Genomic DNA, 14,254 nt, shown 5'->3' with positions numbered 1-14,254 from the left:
TGCCTGACGCGGCACCAGTCTCCCAGCGCCCAGTAGACCCGCACCAGCCGCATGAGGACTGCGAGATGAGCCACGACACCCGACGAGGCAACGGACCTGTCCCCGTCCAGTATCACCAGTTCAACATCAGCGACGAGGACGGACCGACCGGCCCCGACCTGCACCCCGAGCACAACGGACTCGTGCAGGTCACCGACGGCGTCACCATCGTCGTCACCGGCATCCACACCGGCGACGTGGACGTCACCGTCACGCTTCACGAAACCGAGCCCGCGCCGGACTCCGGCGGCTGGCAGGAAGTCGTTGAAATCTCCGCACACTCCACGTCGGGCGATCTCATGGTCCGCGGCCCAATGGACGACCTTGACGAAGAACTCCCCGTCCTGTCCTCCTGTGGCCCAGGCGACTACCGGCTGCGCATTCACGCACGCGGCCGGGACACCGCAGTCGACCTCGCACCCGACGAGGTAACGGAGTGGTACCTCATCCAGGCGTGGCCGGCACCGGCAGCACCAGTGACGGTGCTTCGGCAGAGTGACAGCTACGGCGCATCCGTACGGGCGCACTGAGCATCCCGCTCCTCTGCCCGCCCAGCACCGCGCAGGCGGGCAGAGGACTGTCACCAACGAATGTGAGACAAGGCCGTTACGCAGAGCCCCAGACGTGAGTGTCACCGGCGTCACCGGCAGCAGACCCCCCGCGCCGCCCATGCGGTGCAGTGCATGGGTCCGTCAGGGCTGCCAGGGTGCCCCGCAGGGCGGTGATCTTATTGATGGTCGCCTCGCCGGCGACCATCCAGGCCGAGAGGGTGCGGGCCAGGCCGCGAGAGGTCCGGGGGATGCGAACCGTCCGGGAGGTTGCGTCCATCGCGGTGTGCGAATCCAGCGCGCAGTGCCTGACGCTCGCGACCCCGTACGGGGTGCGGGTCGCCTCGCAGGAGAGTTCGCACCAGGGTTCTCAGTCTTCTACTCTCGCGGATGATTCAGACGGCTCACGGGGGAAGGCAGCACATGGCGAACGTGGACACGCGGGGAGGGGACGCCGGTGAGCGATACCCCTGGATCACCATCGAGGCGTGGGCCAGGAGTGGGGAGGCTGAGCGGATCGGCGTACTCGGTGAGGCGCTCGGCGCGGAGGCTCAGCACATCGAGGAACGACTGAGGTGGCTACATCGCGACCTCACGTTCCTGCAGCGGGTCCTGGCACTCACTCCCGGGCGACCGTTCATGGAGCGGCTTTTGGCCCTGAGTGGTCAGGTGCGGTACTCGGGTACGAGCGACGAGCGCCTGCTCGCTTCACTGATCGCGGAGGCGCAGTCGCTGGACGACGCGCTGTACGTACTGTGGCACCCCGAAGGCAAAGAGCACCATGCGCTACGGGCCTGCCTCTTCCACGAGTTGCTCTTGCGCGGGGCAGACCCCGACACGCTGGTCCCCCATGCCACTCAACGCCCCGATTTCCGCCCGGCCTACTGGAGCGGTCTTTCCTGGCTGCCGGCCCGGCTCTCGGAGATGGAGGGGCCGGACCTGAGAAGGTGGTTGCCGAACCGTGGCTACCAGGGCGGTGCCTCCGGATCCGTCCCGGTGATGAAGTCGCCCACGTCTGTCGATGTGGCTGCACGTCGGGCCGGCGCCGCCCACCGCGTCCGGGAGGCCACACCCGCGCATCTGGTCGACCTGATCAGCAGGCCGGCCAAAGACGGCAGATGGTGCAACCACGAAGCGCGGGTCTTCGTCCTGGATCAGCCCGTCGCCCCCGAGGATCTGCCGGGAGTCGTGACCGCATTGCCGTTGGACTGCTTGCGGGGACTGGGTGAGCAGGACCGGTTCGAAGGGGAGGCGTGCACGCTCGACTCGGTTTGGCTGACGTTGTTCATGACCGCCTCGACCGGCGGAATCGGCTCGGCGGGCGTCCACGGTGCCTGGGGGCGCTTCAGCGCCTGGCTCTCCCTCGCGGGGCTCTGCGGAGCCGAGTACCCGGAGGCAAACGCATCCGAAGTCGAGGAGCGAGCCCGGGCCTGTACCTGGTATCGCTTCGAGGCCGACACCGAATGGTTCTACAACGACCTGGACGACTACGGCATCGTCGCCCTCTCCCCTGACGGCCGCCGTATCGCCGTACTCGCAGCGACGGACACCGACTGATCTGCGCAGTCAGTCGTCACTCGGCGGGGGAAGCACCCCGACACTGTGCGTCCGGTACCCAGCCCGGCCGTTGCGTCATCGCTCAACGCCGGCAGTTGACAGTGGTGTTCACCGGGCTGCGATCCCGCCTCCCGCACCTACTACGACAAGTGCCGGGCCCGCGGAAAGACCCACACCCAGGCCCTCCTCCGCCTTGCCCGTCAGCGGATCAACGTGCTCTTCGCGATGCTCCGCGACGGCACCTTCTACGAACCCAGAACCCCACGCCACATGGGACTCTGCAGTTAGCCGATGAGCCGAGCCGGAGTACACGTGACACTTGCAGAACTGATCAGCCAACTGACCGAGAGGGATGACGGTCTGACCGTCTTCGCCAGCGAGCCCTGGACTACGCAGAGCGACGCGATGGCTGTCCCCCACCGGGAAGGCACAAGCCGGCCAGATGCAGACGGCCGCACCTACCTCCTGGAAACCTTCCTGATCCGCGACGTCCTGGAGACCTGGCGTGCGCACCGTGACGGGGTCCTTCCTTCCCCGCAACAGGCATGCGAGGCAGTCGTCCACTACGCCGAGAACGACACATACCTGCACCCGGACGAAGACCTGCCCTGATCACCCGCCCAGGACTCGCACTCCCAGTGGGCCCACCTTCACGTCGCCCAGGGCTGGGAAATTTCCGCGGACGACCCTCCCTACTCGACCAAAGACACAGAGGCACCCCCGCTCATCACGCGGTACATGCCGATGGATTCGTGCGCTGCGGTGTCGGCGAAGCCGAACTGCTCGTACAGGAAGCGCGCGGGGCCGTCCGCGATCAGGGAGACGTAGGCGGTCGCAGGCGCCCGGCGTTCCAGTTCCTCGGTGAGCGCGGCCATGATGCGCCTGCCGAGGCCGCGTCTCTGGTGTGCGGGGTGTACGCACAGGTCGACGATCTGGAACGCGGTACCGCCGTCCCCGATGACGCGCCCCATACCAATCGGCTCTCCTTCGTGGTGGAGCACCACCCCGTGCCAGGTGTTGGGCAGGGCGAGCGCGACCGCCTCGGGGGTCTTGTCCGAGAGGCCCGCATCGGTGCGCAAGCGGCGGAAGACCTCGACGGAGGGCACGCCCATGCTCAACTCGTAAGGATCACTCAAGCCATCCACTTCCGATCGTGCGATGTGCGCAGTGAGGGGACTGCTCCGGTGTTCGGCTCGTTGGTCAGTGGCCGGATTCTGCGTGGTCCCCGTGGTCGCTGAGCTGCGCCTTGAACCAGTCGTGCAGTGCGTCGACCAGCGCGGGCTCGTCGGTGGTGTAGGTGAGGGTGGCCCCTTGGGGCCGTTCCCGGTAGCGCACCTCGATGCGTTCGTAGCCTTCCTGCAGTTCGGCCAGGCCCGGCATGCTGTCGCCGTGTATCTGGGCGGGGTCGCCGAAGTCGCCCTGGCTGAAGGCTTTGGCCTCCTGCTGGAGATGGGTGCGTATGAGGCCGGTCTGCTTGGCGTCGTCAGGCTGGTCGGCGACGACGTCCTGGGCCCCGCCCGTCTTGGTGGGCGTGAAGTGGTGGGTGGTCTGTTCGAGGTCGAAGGGCATCACGGTCCGACCGCGTTCGGCCACCGTTTCCTGCCGGTCGGTCCGCCGGTCGTCACCATCCTGCAGCGGGTTCCCGATCAGCAGAACTGCGGCCAGTGCCGCGCCGACACCCCCTGCGGCGATGCCGGCCATCCAGAGCCGGCGCTTGCTGTTGTTCATCCAGTGCCTCCCTTGGGCAGTTCGCGGGCGGGCTCTACGCCCGCTCGTCTCGGATGGGGGTGCTTCAATCGCGTGGCCAACGCCTGGTGGGTGGCACGGGCTTACGCGTTCTCGGTCGGGATCAGCCACAGGGCGATGACGGCGGAGAGTGCGGCCACTCCTGTGGCGACGAGGAACGCGTCGTCGAAGCCGGAGGCGGCCTGAGCGCCGGTGCGGACGGCGATGCTCGCGGCTGCGGCGCTGGAGACGACCGCAGCGCCGACCGAGGCGCCGAACTCGTGGAAGGTGCTGACGATCCCGGAGGCCACGCCGGCCTCATGAGGGGCGACGCTGCTGAGCGCGGTGGCCGCGGCGACGACGAACAGCGCGCCCAAGCCCGCCGCGGCGACGCTCACACCGGTGACCATGGCGGCGGTTCCGGACCGGAGCACCGGCACGAGGAATCCGGCGGCTGCAACGGCCAGGGCGACCCCGGCCAGCAGCCGTGCTCCCAGACGGCCGATCACACGTCCGGCGGCGGTGGCCGCGGCCATCGTCACCAGTGCCACGGGCAGGAACAGCACACCGGTCATCAGAGCGCCGTGGCCCTGATGGTTCTGGAGGTAGAAGGAGCCGAGGAAGAAGGCCCCCACCATCAGCGCCGTGGTCACGGCGATCACGAAAGTGCCCGCCACCACCGGGCGCCGGCCGAGCAGACGCAGGTCCATCAGAGGTGCCGCCGCCCGGCGCTGCCACGCGGCGAACGCGGCGTAGGCCGCTGCCGAGAAGGCGACCAGGACGGCGGTGACGGCGTCGAGCCAGCCGTGGTCGCCGACCCGGATCAGTGCGTAGATGAGGGCGCCGGTCGCTGCGGCGACCAGGGCGGCCCCGGGCACGTCGAGGGAGCCGGTGGTCGCGCGGGGCAGACTCGGCAGGATCCGGGCCAGCGAGACGAGGACGACCAGGCCTACGGGGACGTTGACGAAGAAGACCCAGGCCCAGCCCGGTCCTGCCGTGATCAGCCCACCCAGCAGCACACCTAGGGCGGCGCCGCCGCCGCCGAGCGCCGACCAGATGCCCAGCGCGCGGTTGCGCTCGTCGCCGTCGAACAGCCGCACCACCACGGAGAGGGCGGCGGGCGAGAGCATCGCGGCGCCCGCCCCCTGGGCGATCCGGGCGCCGAGCAGCAGCGGGGCGCCGGTGGCGAGTCCGGCGGCCAACGACGCGGCGGTGAACACGGCAAGCCCGGCCAGGACGACCCGCTTGGCGCCGAACAGATCCGCCGCCCGGCCGCCGAGCAGCATCAGGCTCCCGAATGTGAGGGCGTAGCCGCTGACCACCCAGGTCAAAGCGGCGCGGTCCAGATCCAGTTCGGCGCCCATGTGGGGCAGTGCGATCGCGACCACGGTGATGTCGAGGATCAGCATCAGCTGGGCCAGCCCCAGCAGGCCCAGGGCCGTCCAGCGCAGCGGATGCGGCGCATCCGGTGCGCGTGTGGTGGTGGTTTCCGTCTCGCTCATGACGCTCACCCTTTCCTCACTAAGTCGTACAGGGGTGTTCACGTTATACGCCCAGGGGGTATAAACCAAACAGTCCTGTACGACTTGCCGGGGTAGTGTGGGTGCATGGGCAGCAAGAACTCCACAGCCACCAAGCGCGCCGACGCTCTGCGCAGCATTGACGCGATCGTGCAGGCCGCCGCCGAATGCCTCGGACGCAACCCGGAGGCGAGCATGAGCGAGATCGCGCGCGCCGCGGGGGTGGGCCGGGTGACGCTGTATGCGCACTTCACCTCCCGGGCGGAAGTCGTCGACGCGGCGATGAGCCGCGCCATCGACCGGGGCAACGAGGCACTGGACGCGATCGATCTGACCGGCGATCCGCTGCTCGCCCTCGCGCGTTACGTCGAGGCGGGCTGGCATCTGGTGGACCAGGCGCGGGCACTGCTCGTCGCCGCCCAGAAGGAACTCTCCGCCGGACGTATCCGCGAACTGCATGCCGGGCCCGCCGCCCGGGTCGAGACCCTGGTCGCCCGAGGCCGCGCCGAGGGCGCCTTCCGTACGGACCTGTCGATCGCGTGGCTGGTCAATGTCCTGCACATGGTCATGCACAGCGCCGCGGAGGAGATTCGCGCCGGCCGCCTCACCTCCGACCGCGCCGCCGACCACATCACGGCCACGGTCCTTGCCGCCTTCACGCCGCCGGGCAAGCCGGTACCCGAAACCGGCGGCGGGGCGTAACACCGACAGCCCACGGCGAAGAACTCGGCATGGGAGGGGCCGCAGGGGGCAGGGCGGCACGGGCAAATCCCGCGTCCACAGCCTCACCGTCCTGCCCATACCCGGTTCCCGCAGGTCCGCCCGGCTGCGGGAGAACGCGGCGGCGGCGCTCGCCCTGTCCGCGGCCGAACTCGCCGCGCTCGAACCGCTGTCGGCGCAGGTGGTCGGCACCCGCTACGCGGACATGAGCCACACGGTGGCGGTCCGCGAGTGACCCGCTGGCCCCGGCTTCGGCGTGCCGCGCGCCGGCTCCCGGTCAGGGCCGCGCAACAGCATCACGCGCTCCCGCCAGCCGGCGGCAGCGCCCTCCAAGACCGCTGCGAGACCGCCCGGACACGGCGGGCGATGTTGTGGCCGACGGGAATGGGGCTGCCTGGAAGGCCTCTGGTACTCCGCTCAGATGACGTTGACGGTGTCGAGGAAGCGGGCGGCGAGGTCGGTGTCGCCGGTGACCGTCACGTCGCTGTCGCGCCAGGACGAGCGCTGTGTGCCCCAGTCGGGGAAGGTCAACGCGAGGGCGGTGACGTGCGCGGCGACCGCGCCGTCGGAGGGAGCCAGGCCGCCCGCCTCATCAAACCACCAGGTCCCGCCGCCGGGGCCGGTGAGCGTCAGTGCGACGCGGGCGTCGAGCCCGGCGACCGGTGCCTGCGCGACCTGATTGCTCAGTACGGCGATCATCCACGTCAGGACCGCGCGCATCCTGTCCGCATCGGTGGACGGCACGGGCCGGCCGAGTGCCGGGGCCATGTCGTGGCGCAGGTGGGTGTGGTGGTCGAAGACGAGTGCGCCGCCGATCAACAAGCCCAAGGGGTAGCGTCCGAGTTCGACGAGCGGTATGCGCAGCCGAGTGGCGGGGGTACGTCGGATGAGGTCGAGGAGCGTGGTCGCTCGGCGGGTGGCGCGGGTGTACTCGGCCATGACCTGTGCCCGGCTCCAGCCTCGGCGCCGGTCGACAGGGCCTTCGTTGAGTCGTTCGAGGCTGGTGGCCCGCAGCGCCTCCCGAGAGGGGGGTGTGTAGAAGTTCCGTGCTGTCGCGCCGGTGGGCGACGACCTCGGCGATGCGCCATCCGGCCGCGGCGCTGGGCGCAGTCCATTCGTCGTCGGTGAGGCCGCTGGTGAAGTCCAGCATCCCGGCACGTTCGGCGCGCAGGGCGGCGGCCATGTTCGGCAGGTCGGCGGGGGCAGGCCCTTGCTCATGTCGTTGTCTTCTCTGGTGGTGAGGCGGGCCGGCGGATGGCCTGTACGGCCGTGTCGTAGAGGTCGGAGACGTCGACCTGTCCGCCCAGGCGCATCCACTCTTCTGTTGCCGCCTGGAGGCAGGTGATCGCCGCGGCCGCGATTGCGCGGGCCTGCAGAGGGCGGTGGTCGGAGTCGGGCAGTCGCGGCTCGATCAGCGGCGCGAACAGGTCCTGCCAGCGGGCCTGCTTCTCGGCATGGCCGGCGCGCAGGGATTCATTGCCGAACAGCAGCGTGACCATCTCGAGCCGGCGCTCGGCCGTGAGGTCCATCTCCTCGAGCACCTGGAACGCCGCACGCAACGACGTCCACGGGTCCTCGTCGGCCGGGCGCTCGGCGAGCCGCGCGGCTATCAATTCCCCCTGCTCGGACAGGCCGTTGAGCGCGAGGTCCTCCTTGCTGCGGAAGTAGTTGAACAGAGTCCGTTTGGAGACCCCCGCTGCCGAGGCGATCTCGTCGAGTGTCGTGTCGTCGTACCCCTTGGCCGCGAACAGCTCGAGGGCGGTTTTGGCGAGGAGCGCGCGAACCACCGAGCGGGTCTGTTCCCGGAGGGGCGTCGGTTTCGGAGGCATGCACCGATAGTACATGTCTTCGCGCGATGCAAATAATTGCACTGAGTGCAAGCATGTGCGTAAAGTGAATCCATGAGCAAAATTGACTATCGCCGCCAGACCGTCATCGTCACCGGAGCAAGCTCCGGGCTCGGCGCGGAATTCGCCCACCAACTGGCCCGCCGCGGTGCGGATCTCGTACTCGTCGCCCGCCGCGCGGACCGGCTCAAGGACCTGGCCGACGAACTCACCCGCGCCCACGGCGTCACGGTGCACGTCGTCGCCCGCGACCTCGGCCGGCCCGACGCCGGCCGCACACTGCGCGCCGAACTCGAATCCCGCGGCATCTACGCCACCGGACTCGTCAACAACGCCGGCTTCGGCACCCACAATGCCCTCACCGACGAGGACCCGGACCGCCTGCAGAGCATGATCGCGCTGAACGTCAGCGCGCTGGTCGACCTCAGCCGCGCCTACATCGGCCCGCTGAACTCCGCCGACACCGGCATCCTGATCAACGTCGCCAGCCTCTTGGGCTTCCAGCCGACCCCGTACCTGAGCGTCTACGGCGCCACCAAGGCCTTCGTCCTCAGCTTCACCGAATCACTGTGGGAAGAGAACCGTGGCACCGGCCTGCGTGTCCTCGCCGTGTGCCCCGGCGCCACGAAGACCGAGTTCTACGACGCCGCCGGCAGCGAGACGGCCGACTACGGCGCGAAGCGAGTCACCCCCGAACACGTCGTGAAGATGGCCCTGGACACGCTCGACCGCCGCTCCGCGCCCCCGTCGGTGATCACCAACGGCCGCCCGATCGCCCTCGCCGGCAAGATCCTGCCGCGCCGCCTGATCGTCCGGATCATGGGCCGCATGGCCCGCCCCTGACCGGAGGCCGCAGCTCTCGGCGACCCGCTCCACGTCCCAGGCGGCACTGCCCCTCCGTCGTCCCCACCAGCAGCAAAGGACCACCATCGTGACCATCACAGAAGTCACCCCACCGCCCACCGACGCGGAGCGCTTCGGCCACATCCTCGCCGTTCAGCGCGCTGCCTACCTCCGCGACGGAGCGCCCTCACTGGCGGCGCGGCGCAGCGACCTGAACAGGTTCAAGGCGGCGCTGATCGCCCGGCGCCACGCCATCGAGGAGGCGATCAGCGCCGACTTCGGAAACCGCTCGCGCCACGAGACCGCGATGATGGAGGTCGGAGGCGTCGTCCCGGGCATCGACTACCTGGAGCGCCACCTCCGCCGGTACATGCGCCCGACTGGCCGCCACACCGCCTTGCACATGCGTATGAGCACCAACCGCATCGAGTACCAGCCGCTCGGAGTGGTCGGGGTCATCTCACCGTGGAACTATCCCGTCAACCTGTCGCTGATGCCGGTCGTCACCGCGATAGCCGCCGGCAACCGCGTCATGCTCAAGCCGTCGAAGTTCGTCCCGGCGACGAACGCCGTGCTCGCCTCGATGCTGAGCGAGCTCTTCCCCCAGGAGCAGGTCACGATCGTCAGCGGCGACGGTGCCGCGTTCTCCTCCCTGCCCTTCGACCATCTCGTCTTCACCGGCAGCACCGAAGTCGGACGAGCCGTGATGAAGGCGGCGAGCGAGAACCTCGTCCCCGTGACGCTGGAGCTGGGCGGCAAGTCCCCGACCATCGTCGCCAAAGGACACGTCACCGACCGGACCGTGGCCGACATCGTCTTCGGCAAACTCCTCAGCGGCGGGCAGACCTGCATAGCCCCCGACTACGCCCTGGTCCACGAATCCGAGATCGACACCTTCATCGACAGCTACGACAGACAGGCCAAGGCCGCCTACCCCGACGGTCCGACCAGCAAGGACTACACCTCGATCATCAACGACAAGCAGTACGCGATCCTCACCGACCTGATCGAAGACGCCCGCAGCCACGGGGCACGGATCATCGAGGTCGGTCACCGGCCGGGCGAGGCCGCCCACCGCCCGCACACCCTCGCACCCACCGTCGTACTCGGCGTCACCGACGACATGCGCATCGCCCACGAGGAGATCTTCGGCCCCATCCTGCCGATCTTCCCCTACCGCGACATCGACGACGCCATCGAGTACGTCAACGCACGACCACGACCGCTCGCGCTCTACTACTTCGGCAGCAACGACGCGGACCGGCGCAAGGTCCTCGACCGTACGACCTCCGGCAACGTCACCGTCAACGGCACCATCATGCACGTCGGGCAGGACGACCTCCCCTTCGGCGGCGTCGGCGCCAGCGGCATGGGCCAGTACCACGGGATCGAGGGCTTCCGGACGCTCAGCCACCCCAAGGGCATCTACGTACAAGGCCGCTACAACGCCGTCCGCCTCCTGTATGCCCCCTTCGGCAAGCGTGCCGACGCTCTCCTCAACTTCTTCCTTCGATAACCGGCGCCTTCCGCCGCCAAGGCCTCACCCGCGTCGGAGCACGGGCCCGGGCGTAATCCGCAGCGAGGCGGTGCCGGAGTCCCAGGACGCCTGTAGCCTGCCTTTCCCGTCTCTCAAGTCGGCTCACCCTCGGCGGGCGAAAGGCGACTCGAATCCGCCGCCAGGGGCCTCCAGGAGCATCTGGTGTACGCCGTTGTAGACGACGTCGCCTCCGACGATCAGCCCCTCCCAGTGGACCTCGTCGCTCTGCAGAGAGTTCACCGAGGCCCGGCACATGGCACATGGCACATGGCACACACCTGATGCGACCGCCTCGTTCGTGGAGTCGTATCGGCCCGCGTCGTACGGTCGGTGCCGGCCGGTCGCAGCAGCGTGGTCGATGCCCTCGGGAGTATCACCGCACCTACCCTGGTCATCGGCGGCGCCGAGGACGGGCGTTGCATCCAGGACGCCGGCCCCCGCCGACGGCCCTGTGGCGCTGTTGTGGCCGAGTGTGTTCATGGAACGCCCTGGAACGCCTCGCCGGCAGGACCGGTCGCCAGGAGCACGGCTGACCGATCCGGTGCCGAAAGACCCGTTCCCCATCGCCGACAACGGCGGCCGCGTGGCGAAAGTACGGGAAACCATTCCGGGCAGCGCCGTCGAGTATCAGGTCGTGGAGCCGGCCACGACGACAGCCCCACCCCGCCGGGGCGGCCCCTCCACCTACTACGCCTACCGTCACAAGTTCCCCGACCATCCGCAGGCCGCCCTCGGCCTGGCCATCCTTGCGGGTGACCTCGCCCTCGCCCTGTCCCTGCGGGTCCTTCTGGAGCCCAAAGCTCCCCCCGCGATCCGGCAGGCCATGGTCGAGGTGCAGAGCAGGGCGGCTTCCGACACCTTCGTGGGCCAGATCATCGACCTTGAGCGGGACTTCGCCCCGGCCACGGACGAGGAAGCGCTGCACTGTGTCGCCGACTACAAGACCGCTCGCTACTCGATCCTGGCCCCGATGCAGCTGGGGCTGCTCGCCGCAGGCGAACAACCCGCCCTTCGCGCCATCGCGCCATCGGACCGTACGATCCGGGAGCCCGGCGGGCCCGGCGTACGACTGCGGTTCTTCCTCGACCTGCGCCAGGACGCCTTCTGGATCACTCAACGGTGAAGTCGGCCGCCGTGGTGTCCAGCGTCGTGTCGCCGTCCTTGGCGGTGGCCAGGACGGCGACGTGCCACAGGCCGCGCGGGGACGCGTCGGCTTCGTCACGGGAGACGGTGACGGCATAGGTGCAGTGCACGGTGTCCTCACCGGACGGCTCGCAGGCGGCCGACTCGACGGCGGCCATGTCCTTCGCAGTCAGCTGCTGCTTGGCGAAGGACGAGTTCGCCGGCCAGGCCAGGACCTTCACGTCCTTGATACCCGCGGACGCCGTCACGTCAGTGGTGAAGGTCAACGAGCCGCCACGGTCGCCGTCGGGGGCAGCGTAGCGAGCGGTGCTGTGCGCCACGGAAAGAGGCTGGTCCCCGGCGTGGGCAACGGCGAACGCTCCGCCACCTGCGAGCACGGCGACACCGGCGGCCACGGACAAAACGACACGTCGCGACATGAAAGACTCCCCCAACAGACTCAGCTGGACCAGACCGGCGCTCTCGGCTGCGCCGTTGCACCCATACTGGCCGCGCAGCGGGCTGCGGGTATGAGCACACGTACTCAACTCAGGCCTGAGTAGGGCCAGTTCCGGTCGGGAGCCATCAGGGGACTCACGAACTGTGGATTCACGCCCTCACCGCAGGGGCGCAGGCCGGAGGACGGTGGCCCGCCACAGCTGTACCCAGGCATGCGCTGGTCGGCCGGAATACCGCCTGACGTGCCCTGCAGGCCGGCCCCGGACACCGCTACTCCCTCTCCTGGCATCACAGACCCACGTACGCAGAACGGCACGCCGGGCGGTGAAGGGCCGGGCGCGCCGCGTTACAGAAGCGTACGGGCCCCGACTCAGCATTCGCCGGCCCGCGGGTTTGCGCGTCAGTGCCAGCGGCGCTCGCCCCGGTCGGTCCGGTCACCGCGGTCGTCGCGCCAGGAAGCCTCGTCGACGAAACGGTCGCGGTCGTTGCGCAGGGTGGCGGTGTCGGAGCGGTTGTCCCACACGCAGTTGCGGCGGGCAGTCCTGGATCAGGTCGCGTCCACGGAGACACCCAGGGGTAGCAGAACGCGACCGCTCACCGGAGAGCGCGCCCGCGAAGCGCGACTCCGGTGACAGCGACCTGTCGATCGGCTTGTCAGAACTGCGCCAGCGACTGGCCCGCCGGTTTCTCTGCAGTCCAGCCAACGCGGCAGTGCACCACCGTTGGTAACTACTGCCCGACGGCCAGGGGCCGCATTGCTCACGGGCGGACTGTCTTGGTGAGGCTGTGCAGGACCAGGGCGTCCGACCCCGCGGCTCCCCGCCGGTCGGTCAGGGCTGCCATCTGAGGGGGCCGGTTGACATTTTTCAGACCGGTGTGAGGCTGGAGAAGACGCGGTTCCGCCGTCGTATCGCGTAGAGCCTGGCAGCGCCGCCCATCGGGTCCAGTCACCCACCAGTTCGAGGCGGCGACAAATGAACCTCACCCCTGCTCCGTAGGGGACAGCTCCGGGACGCGAAGTGAGGCCATCGTATGGACCGGGTTCCCGAGGTGGCCGTGGTAGGAGCCGGCATCGTCGGACTCTGTACCGCCTATGCCCTGGCCGAGCGCGGGACGACGGCGCGGGTCTACGAAATCGGCGTTCCAGGCAGCGGTCAGTCCAGTGGCCAGTCCCGCATATTCCGTCACGCGCACGACGACGCCCGCCTGGTTGAATTCACCCGGCAGGGCCGCGCCGTCTGGGACGAGTGGGCCGACCGGTTGGGCGCCGAACTGATCTCCCAGGATGGAGTGGTCGCCCTGGGCGGTCCCGTTCCTGGGAGACTTCGCATTCTGCAGGATGCCGGCGGCATACCGGTCCGGCCCGTGGACAGCGCCGAGCTTCAGGCCAGCATGCCGCTGCTCGCGGACTACCACGGTCCCGCGATGCTCGATGAGGACGGCGGTGCCATCCGCACCCGTGTCGCGGTCGAGAGCCTGGCCGATGCGCTGGGTGACTCCGTGGTCACCGACGAGGTCATCTCGCTGCATCCCACGGGCCGCGGCACGGTGGAGGTGCTCAGCGCCGCCGGCCGCGAAGAGTACGCAACCGTCGTTGTTTGCGCGGGCCTGGGCACCGCGCGGCTGGCGCGCAACGTGGGCCTTTCGCTACCCGTACGGCCGGCAGCCCACGTCCGCCTCACCTTCCAGGTCAGGGGAGCGCCCCCGGAACGGGTCGCCTGCCTGCAGGACAGCAGCGGCGACTTCGGGGAGGTTGGCGTCTACGCAGCCCCCTACCCGGGCAACAGCCGATATACGGTGGGCCTCAGCCAAACGGTCGAGGTGCGGGAGGACGGCAGCCTCGTGAACCCCGCAGCACTGGCGGCACTCAGCGACCGCGCCCGCGCGTACGTCTCCCGCGCATTGCCCCGCCTCGACCCCGAGCCCGTCGAGTACCTGCACTGCTGGGTGACAAGCCTGCCGTGGAGCGAAGACGGCATGGCGGTCTGGGAAGCTGACAGAATCTTTTTCGCCGCCGGGCACAACCTCTTCAAACAGGCACCTCGCCTCGGACGGGCATTGGCCGGCGCGGCCATGGCCGAAGGACTCGAGGAGAACCTGCGTCCGGCGGCGGCACTCGGCCGGCCCCGTTGAACGACCCAACAGTTGCGACCATGTCGCCGGACGCCCCGCAGTGCGCCCCGGACCGCGTCGCCGCCGCCTGCGGGCGCCTGGGATGCGGCTCTCGCTGCCGGGCTAGGGGCAATGCCGGTGACTTAAGTTCTGTCTCGCCGAGTGATGGTGAGGGTGTCCGGTGCGGGTGGTGTCCAGTTGCGGTGCTGGGCCCGTTTGAGGGGC

General features: G+C 69.2%; 14 protein-coding genes and 3 pseudogenes. 9 read left to right on the top strand and 8 right to left on the bottom strand.

Features of this window, described 5'->3' with window-relative positions:
- Positions 1-65 precede the first annotated feature (65 nt).
- From ACZ5XS_RS15050 to ACZ5XS_RS15035, 4 genes and pseudogenes are all read left to right on the top strand, one after another.
- Entirely contained in the window at positions 66-569 is a 504-nt protein-coding gene (locus ACZ5XS_RS15050; protein WP_468651308.1) for a hypothetical protein, read from the top strand.
- A 441-nt stretch (positions 570-1,010) separates the two neighbouring features.
- Positions 1,011-2,144 (top strand): DUF6183 family protein, encoded by a 1,134-nt coding sequence (locus tag ACZ5XS_RS15045; protein WP_468651307.1) that lies wholly within the window; start codon positions 1,011-1,013, stop codon positions 2,142-2,144.
- A 120-nt stretch (positions 2,145-2,264) separates the two neighbouring features.
- Positions 2,265-2,432 (top strand): annotated as a pseudogene (locus ACZ5XS_RS15040) (IS110 family transposase); the annotation flags it as partial.
- Positions 2,433-2,456: 24 nt separating this feature from the next.
- A complete protein-coding gene (locus ACZ5XS_RS15035; RefSeq protein ID WP_468651306.1) occupies positions 2,457-2,756 on the top strand; it encodes a hypothetical protein in 300 nt (99 codons plus the stop codon).
- Positions 2,757-2,836: 80 nt separating this feature from the next.
- Here ACZ5XS_RS15035 and ACZ5XS_RS15030 read toward each other — a convergent pair whose 3' ends face one another.
- From ACZ5XS_RS15030 to ACZ5XS_RS15020, 3 genes are all read right to left on the bottom strand, one after another.
- Positions 2,837-3,256, bottom strand: coding sequence for a GNAT family N-acetyltransferase (locus tag ACZ5XS_RS15030; RefSeq protein WP_468651305.1), 420 nt, complete (start codon positions 3,254-3,256; stop codon positions 2,837-2,839).
- Between the two features lie 88 nt (positions 3,257-3,344).
- Entirely contained in the window at positions 3,345-3,872 is a 528-nt protein-coding gene (locus ACZ5XS_RS15025; protein WP_468651304.1) for an aspartate carbamoyltransferase, read from the bottom strand.
- 101 nt (positions 3,873-3,973) lie between these two features.
- Positions 3,974-5,371 (bottom strand): MFS transporter, encoded by a 1,398-nt coding sequence (locus tag ACZ5XS_RS15020; RefSeq protein WP_468651303.1) that lies wholly within the window; start codon positions 5,369-5,371, stop codon positions 3,974-3,976.
- Positions 5,372-5,476: 105 nt separating this feature from the next.
- On the opposite strand from ACZ5XS_RS15020, the gene ACZ5XS_RS15015 reads away from it, so the two are divergent.
- A complete protein-coding gene (locus ACZ5XS_RS15015; RefSeq protein ID WP_468651302.1) occupies positions 5,477-6,091 on the top strand; it encodes a TetR/AcrR family transcriptional regulator in 615 nt (204 codons plus the stop codon).
- 435 nt (positions 6,092-6,526) lie between these two features.
- Here ACZ5XS_RS15015 and ACZ5XS_RS15010 read toward each other — a convergent pair whose 3' ends face one another.
- Both ACZ5XS_RS15010 and ACZ5XS_RS15005 read right to left on the bottom strand, forming a co-directional pair.
- Positions 6,527-7,048 (bottom strand): hypothetical protein, encoded by a 522-nt coding sequence (locus ACZ5XS_RS15010; protein ID WP_468651300.1) that lies wholly within the window; start codon positions 7,046-7,048, stop codon positions 6,527-6,529.
- Between the two features lie 275 nt (positions 7,049-7,323).
- Positions 7,324-7,938, bottom strand: a complete 615-nt coding sequence (locus ACZ5XS_RS15005; protein WP_468651298.1) for a TetR/AcrR family transcriptional regulator — start codon at positions 7,936-7,938, stop codon at positions 7,324-7,326.
- A 72-nt stretch (positions 7,939-8,010) separates the two neighbouring features.
- On the opposite strand from ACZ5XS_RS15005, the gene ACZ5XS_RS15000 reads away from it, so the two are divergent.
- Both ACZ5XS_RS15000 and ACZ5XS_RS14995 read left to right on the top strand, forming a co-directional pair.
- The gene (locus ACZ5XS_RS15000; protein ID WP_468651296.1) at positions 8,011-8,799 is read left to right on the top strand and encodes an SDR family NAD(P)-dependent oxidoreductase; all 789 of its coding nucleotides are present in this window, start codon (positions 8,011-8,013) and stop codon (positions 8,797-8,799) included.
- 88 nt (positions 8,800-8,887) lie between these two features.
- Positions 8,888-10,315: a coniferyl aldehyde dehydrogenase gene (locus tag ACZ5XS_RS14995; RefSeq protein ID WP_468651294.1), complete on the top strand. Its 1,428-nt coding sequence runs from the start codon at positions 8,888-8,890 to the stop codon at positions 10,313-10,315.
- 123 nt (positions 10,316-10,438) lie between these two features.
- On the opposite strand, the gene ACZ5XS_RS14990 is transcribed toward ACZ5XS_RS14995, so the two are convergent.
- The gene (locus ACZ5XS_RS14990) at positions 10,439-10,576 is read right to left on the bottom strand and encodes a hypothetical protein (RefSeq protein WP_468651292.1); all 138 of its coding nucleotides are present in this window, start codon (positions 10,574-10,576) and stop codon (positions 10,439-10,441) included.
- 424 nt (positions 10,577-11,000) lie between these two features.
- Here ACZ5XS_RS14990 and ACZ5XS_RS14985 point away from each other — a divergent pair.
- Positions 11,001-11,438 (top strand): annotated as a pseudogene (locus tag ACZ5XS_RS14985) (DUF6207 family protein); the annotation flags it as partial.
- Between the two features lie 7 nt (positions 11,439-11,445).
- On the opposite strand, the gene ACZ5XS_RS14980 reads toward ACZ5XS_RS14985, so the two are convergent.
- Both ACZ5XS_RS14980 and ACZ5XS_RS14975 read right to left on the bottom strand, forming a co-directional pair.
- Positions 11,446-11,898, bottom strand: a complete 453-nt coding sequence (locus ACZ5XS_RS14980; RefSeq protein WP_468651290.1) for a DUF5707 domain-containing protein — start codon at positions 11,896-11,898, stop codon at positions 11,446-11,448.
- A gap of 419 nt (positions 11,899-12,317) precedes the next feature.
- Positions 12,318-12,452: pseudogene (locus ACZ5XS_RS14975) on the bottom strand (lamin tail domain-containing protein); the annotation flags it as partial.
- A 497-nt stretch (positions 12,453-12,949) separates the two neighbouring features.
- Between ACZ5XS_RS14975 and ACZ5XS_RS14970 the strand changes: the two are divergent.
- Positions 12,950-14,050: an NAD(P)/FAD-dependent oxidoreductase gene (locus tag ACZ5XS_RS14970; RefSeq protein ID WP_468651288.1), complete on the top strand. Its 1,101-nt coding sequence runs from the start codon at positions 12,950-12,952 to the stop codon at positions 14,048-14,050.
- The last annotated feature ends 204 nt before the right edge of the window (positions 14,051-14,254 follow it).

It is taken from the genome of Streptomyces sp. NPDC033131, from assembly GCF_055578365.1.
This window is presented reverse-complemented; position numbering and strand designations above follow the sequence as displayed.